This is a genomic window from Puniceicoccales bacterium, from assembly GCA_031255005.1.
Lineage (GTDB): Bacteria > Verrucomicrobiota > Verrucomicrobiia > Opitutales > LL51 > JAIRTH01.
This window is the reverse complement of record JAIRTH010000042.1, coordinates 1-3603: the sequence shown is the minus strand read 5'-3', so window position 1 is coordinate 3603 and position 3603 is coordinate 1. Positions and strand designations below refer to the sequence as shown.

The following is a 3603-nucleotide window of genomic DNA, read 5'->3' as shown; positions in this document are numbered from 1 at the left end:
TTAGAGAGGCCAAGCCATGAAGGGGATATGATTGCGCCGTTGGAGCATGTGATAGAGTTGTTTCCGGATTTTGAATGATATGAATATTATTGGAATCGAAAGTTCCTGTGACGACAGCTGTGTGGCAGTTTTTTCCAAGAAATCTGGGATTATTTTTGAGCGTAAACTGTCGCAACTGGCTATACATAAACGATTTGGTGGTGTGGTTCCGGAATTGGCTGCCAGGGCTCATATGGACAATTTTGCGCCGCTACTCTATGAATTAAAAAAAAATGGATGTTTGGATGAAAGGTTCAGAGTGGCAGTTACCTACGGACCGGGGTTAGCAGCTTCATTGAGTCTTGGTGTGGCTTTTGCGCACACATTGGCGGCCATATTTCGAGCGGATGTGTGTGGGGTAAATCATTTGCGTGGCCATGCATTTTCGCCATTTATGTCGATATATCATGCGCGGATAGATGATTTTTTGCCGCATTTGGGTCTATTGGCCTCGGGAGGAAATACCATTTTATTTGAAATTCGGAGTGATTTGGAAATTTATGTGATTGCTGAGACCGTCGATGATGCGGCCGGAGAGGCCTTTGATAAAGGTGCTAAGTTGTTGGGCCTGAGATATCCTGGAGGGCCAGAGATAGAAAAATTAGCCATGGAAGGTGAGCCCGATGCTTTCCATTTTCCCAGGGCATTTTCAAACAAAGATGAGATGAAATTTAGTTTTTCTGGGCTGAAAACCAGTCTTCGATATATGTTGGAAAAAATTACCGATGATGATGTGTTCGCCAGTGAATTGCCAAATATCTGCGCAAGCTATGAGGCAGCGCTGGTGGAGCCGTTGATTGATAAGGTGGAAGTGGCGTTGGCTGAAAAAACCTACAATAGCATGGGTGTTTCCGGTGGAGTATCCAATAATTTGCTACTGCGCAACAGGTTAGATAAATTGTCCAAGGCCAGCGAAACGATGCTACTTTTGCCAGAGCCGAGGCATGCCGAGGACAATGCTGCTATGATTGCTTTTGCGGCGCATGTGGATAGGGCGCATACGGCGATTGACATTGAAACCTTTAATAGTTCTTTAAAAATTTGTGATTGATCACTTTCTTGGAGTGCAGAATCCTTTGGGTGCTTTATTTCTGAAAAACTTCAGGAATTGGAGTGTCTCATTGTATTCTATCTTATTTTCCGAGAGCAACTTTTCGGCCCGTTCCTCCAATCTTCCGGACATTTTTTTGAAGATAATGGTGAAGTGGTTTGATAATTCACTGATTGCTGCCGAGCTAACGCCACGACGTCGCAGGCCAATGAGATTTAATCCAATGAGTTCGTTGCGGTTAGCAATTATGCTATGGGGTGGTACGTGTTTGGATGCTCCGGAAATTCCGCTGATTATCGTGCCGGCGCCAACGAGGCAGCCCTGATGAATGGCCGAATTGCCGCCGATGAAACAGTCATTTTGCAGATGCACGTGGCCGCCAAGAAGGGCGCTATTGGCAAGAGTTATATTATTTTCAAGCGTACAATCGTGGCCCACATGGGAGCAGGCCATGAGTAAACAATGATTTCCAATTTTGGTTAATTTATCCTTTGCCGAAGCAGTGCTCAACGTAACATGTTCTCGCACAACGGTATTGTCTCCGATGATGATGGTACCAGCCTTGGTTGAGTCGAAGCCAGCTATCTGGGGAAGGCCGCCAAGAGTGGAAAAATTATCGACTAGGCAGTGGTTGCCAATGGTGCAGCGATGGATAGAGCAATGGGATAGAACAGTTGTCCCGCTTCCTAGTTTAACTCCTTCTCCTATAATGGAATAGGGTCCTATTGTCACTCCATCTTCGAGAAGAGCTGAGTCGCTGACTATGGCAGATGGGTGAATATTAGACATGTGAACTCGAGCCCTAGGCAAACTGATTTAAAAATCTTAGATCATTCTGGTAAAACATTCTGACGTCATCGATGCCATGCAGTAGCATAGCGATTCTTTCCAAACCAACACCGAAAGCAAGGCCTGACCATTGATTTGGATCGTAGCCAACGGCGCTAAATACTTCTGGATCAACCATTCCGCAACCAAGTATTTCTATCCATTGATTGCTCAGAGATCCCAGATGTTTGGACATCATATCGACTTCGAAACTTGGTTCGGTGAATGGGAAAAAACTTGGTCGTAGTCGAAACTTTATGTCATCGCCGAAAAGACTATGTAGCAAAAAGTTTAAAATCGCCTTCAAATCACAAACCGTAACATTTTCGGCCACATATAAACCCTCGCACTGATGAAAATTTGCACTGTGGGTTGCATCGACCGTGTCTCGCCGAAATGTCCTTCCCGGAGCAATTATTTTCAATGGAGGCCTTTCTTTCATCATGGTTCTAATTTGGACTGTGGAGGTATGTGAACGTAGTAAATAGCGTTCACTCAAGTGTTTACTGGTTGATGACACGACCACTTCATCGGGCAAAAAAAAGGTATCCATCTCATCTCGGGCCGGATGATTTTCAGGAGTGTTCAGTGCGTCGAAGCAAAACCACTCAGTTTCAATTTCAGTGCCTCGGGCCACGGTGAACCCCATTCGACCAAAGATTTCTTCGATTTTTCTCTGAATCTGGGTAATGGGATGCAGTGTTCCTCGTTGGCCTGGATTGTCAATGGAAAATTCAAGTGGTTGGAGGCCAAGCTTTTTATTAAATTCACTTGCCTCAATTTCTTCGACCTTGGCAGCGATAAGCCGCTCTAACTCATCTTTTGTTTCATTTATGACCTTACCAATGGATGGTTTTTCATCAGCTGGTAAAGACGCTAACCCTTTCATTGCCCGACGTATAGCACCTTGGTTTCCAAAAATTTTTGTTCGCAAATGATCTATCTCCGAAGGAGATACGGCGTCAACCAACTGGCGTTTTATGACATCTATCTGTTCGGCCAATGAAGCCAAATCTATGCCGTCCTGGACCATGGAAGGAGATCTAACTAGTTGATGATAGAGCTACTTTGGCCTTTTCTACCACTGTCTTAAAAGTAGCATAATCATTTATCGCTATTTCGCTTAATGACTTGCGGTCAAGATTTATATTAGCAGCCTTGAGGCCTGCAATGAGTCGGCAATATTGCATACCGAGCTCACGACAAGCTGCATTGATTCTAATTATCCACAGTTGCCGCATATGCGTCTTGTGCTTTTTTCTGTCTCTATAGGCAAAAACGCCGGCTCGATAAACCTGTTCTTTGGCATATCTATACAGCCTTGATTTGTTGCCGAAATATCCACGAGCCATTTTGAGAATCCGTTTTCGACGTTTTCTCGTGGCCACTGCATTTGTTACCCTTGGCATAATATCTTCCTTAGTTATGGCTAAAGCCAATAATATGGCTTATAATATCTTTTAATACAATACGTTAAAGTCCAGCGGCTATGGCTTTACATATCCGCTTCGCAAATCCAGGTGAAACCAGATGATCATGTCTAGCAACTCTCTTCTGCTTGACAGTCTTATTTCTTAGGAAATGCCTGTGCCCAGAAGTCCTGCGTAATATCTTACCAGTTCCGGTCACTTTAAACCTCTTCACTATGGATTTGTTAGTCTTCTGCATAAAAAACCTTCAACAGT

Annotated in this window: 5 protein-coding genes; 1 reads left to right on the top strand and 4 read right to left on the bottom strand. The window is 44.1% G+C overall.

What is annotated here, in order from left to right; genetic code table 11:
• Nucleotides 1-79 precede the first annotated feature (79 nt).
• Nucleotides 80-1090 (top strand): tRNA (adenosine(37)-N6)-threonylcarbamoyltransferase complex transferase subunit TsaD, encoded by a 1011-nt coding sequence (gene tsaD / locus LBH49_04120; GenBank protein ID MDR0351794.1) that lies wholly within the window; start codon nucleotides 80-82, stop codon nucleotides 1088-1090.
• Here tsaD and lpxA read toward each other — a convergent pair whose 3' ends face one another.
• The 4 genes from lpxA to rpmI all read right to left on the bottom strand — a co-directional run bounded on the left by lpxA (nucleotide 1091) and on the right by rpmI (nucleotide 3586).
• On the bottom strand, nucleotides 1091-1879 hold the full coding sequence (gene lpxA / locus LBH49_04115) for an acyl-ACP--UDP-N-acetylglucosamine O-acyltransferase (protein MDR0351793.1): 789 nt from the start codon (nucleotides 1877-1879) through the stop codon (nucleotides 1091-1093).
• 13 nt (nucleotides 1880-1892) lie between these two features.
• Complete coding sequence (gene pheS / locus LBH49_04110) at nucleotides 1893-2951, bottom strand: phenylalanine--tRNA ligase subunit alpha (GenBank protein MDR0351792.1); 1059 nt, start codon at nucleotides 2949-2951, stop codon at nucleotides 1893-1895.
• Nucleotides 2952-2961: 10 nt separating this feature from the next.
• On the bottom strand, nucleotides 2962-3327 hold the full coding sequence (gene rplT / locus LBH49_04105; GenBank protein MDR0351791.1) for a 50S ribosomal protein L20: 366 nt from the start codon (nucleotides 3325-3327) through the stop codon (nucleotides 2962-2964).
• Between the two features lie 64 nt (nucleotides 3328-3391).
• A complete protein-coding gene (rpmI, locus tag LBH49_04100) occupies nucleotides 3392-3586 on the bottom strand; it encodes a 50S ribosomal protein L35 (protein ID MDR0351790.1) in 195 nt (64 codons plus the stop codon).
• Between the last annotated feature and the right edge of the window lie 17 nt (nucleotides 3587-3603).

What these genes read in the sequence shown, in the direction of transcription:
- lpxA (MDR0351793.1), bottom strand. Translation starts at nt 1,879, where the DNA reads ATGTCTAATATTCACCCATCTGCCATAGTCAGCGACTCAGCTCTTCTC.
- pheS (MDR0351792.1), bottom strand. Translation starts at nt 2,951, where the DNA reads ATGGTCCAGGACGGCATAGATTTGGCTTCATTGGCCGAACAGATAGAT.
- tsaD (MDR0351794.1), top strand. Translation starts at nt 80, where the DNA reads ATGAATATTATTGGAATCGAAAGTTCCTGTGACGACAGCTGTGTGGCA.
- rplT (MDR0351791.1), bottom strand. Translation starts at nt 3,327, where the DNA reads ATGCCAAGGGTAACAAATGCAGTGGCCACGAGAAAACGTCGAAAACGG.
- rpmI (MDR0351790.1), bottom strand. Translation starts at nt 3,586, where the DNA reads ATGCAGAAGACTAACAAATCCATAGTGAAGAGGTTTAAAGTGACCGGA.